General features: G+C 67.8%; 1 protein-coding gene. It reads left to right on the top strand.

The window, feature by feature from the left end:
* Nucleotides 1–179 precede the first annotated feature (179 nt).
* Nucleotides 180–839: a bifunctional 4-hydroxy-2-oxoglutarate aldolase/2-dehydro-3-deoxy-phosphogluconate aldolase gene (locus ACFX4F_RS21060; RefSeq protein ID WP_099820140.1), complete on the top strand. Its 660-nt coding sequence runs from the start codon at nt 180–182 to the stop codon at nt 837–839.
* Nucleotides 840–1,064: the final 225 nt, after the last annotated feature.

Genomic DNA, 1,064 nt, shown 5'->3' with positions numbered 1-1,064 from the left:
GCAGGCCGTCGCCAGGACACGCCGTAAATACGTCCCTGTAGGCTCGGTCGCGCCATCCATGGCGCTCACGGTCCTGGCGACGGCCTGCCCTCCGCCGCATCACAGTTTCCGGCGCCGATACGCCGCGAAGTGATCATTCAAAGCACAACAAGAGCGAAAGCAAAGGCAGAAGCAGAGCTATGGGTATCGAACAACATCAGGTGCGGGCGGCGGAGTTGCTGCATGCGGCCGGCATCCTGCCGGTGGTGACGATTCATACGCTGGACCAGGCGCGTGCGGTCAGTGCGGCGTTGCTGGAAGGGGGATTGCCGGCGATCGAGCTGACGCTGCGGACGCCGGTGGCGATGGAAGCGCTGGCGATGCTCAAGCGCGAGCTGCCGGATGTGGTGGTCGGCGCCGGTACGGTGCTGACGGTGGAGCAGATGCAGCAATCGATCGATGCGGGCGCGGATTTCCTGGTAACCCCGGGTACGCCGCCGGTGCTGGCTGATGCGCTGGCTGCGGCACCGCTGCCGGTAGTACCGGGTGCGGCGACGCCGACCGAGCTGCTGTCGCTCTACGCGCGCGGCTTCCGTGTCTGCAAGCTGTTCCCGGCCACGGCCGTGGGCGGCCTGGCCATGATCAAGGGCGTGGCCGGCCCGATCGCCGACCTCAAGCTGTGCCCGACCGGTGGCATCACCGAGAACACCGCGGCCGAATACCTCGAGCAGAAGAACGTGGTCTGCATTGGCGGCTCGTGGATGGTGCCGGGCAACTGGATCGACGCCGGCCAGTGGGACAAGGTGCGCGAAAGCGCGGCGCAGGCCGCGAAGATCGTCAAGCGCGTACGCGGCCACTGAGTCTGACGCAGCTGTAGAGCCGAGCCCACGCTCGGCTCCACGCCAGCGGAATGGAAAGCAGCCGAGCATGGGCTCGGCTCTACAGGGCCAGCATCCAGAGCGCGCGCAGCGCGCGACCCGCCCCCGCTCTTCCTTCTTCATTCCGCGGTAGCGGCGCACGGAACCTGTCCGTGGCCCTGCGGAGGGATGGCGCAGGGGCGTAAGCGCCATGGATGGCGCGCCCGA

The organism is Stenotrophomonas sp. YIM B13575, assembly GCF_042787595.1.
GTDB lineage: Bacteria > Pseudomonadota > Gammaproteobacteria > Xanthomonadales > Xanthomonadaceae > Stenotrophomonas > Stenotrophomonas lactitubi_B.
The sequence above is the reverse complement of the archived record's forward strand: the minus strand, read 5'-3'. Positions and strand labels throughout refer to the sequence as shown.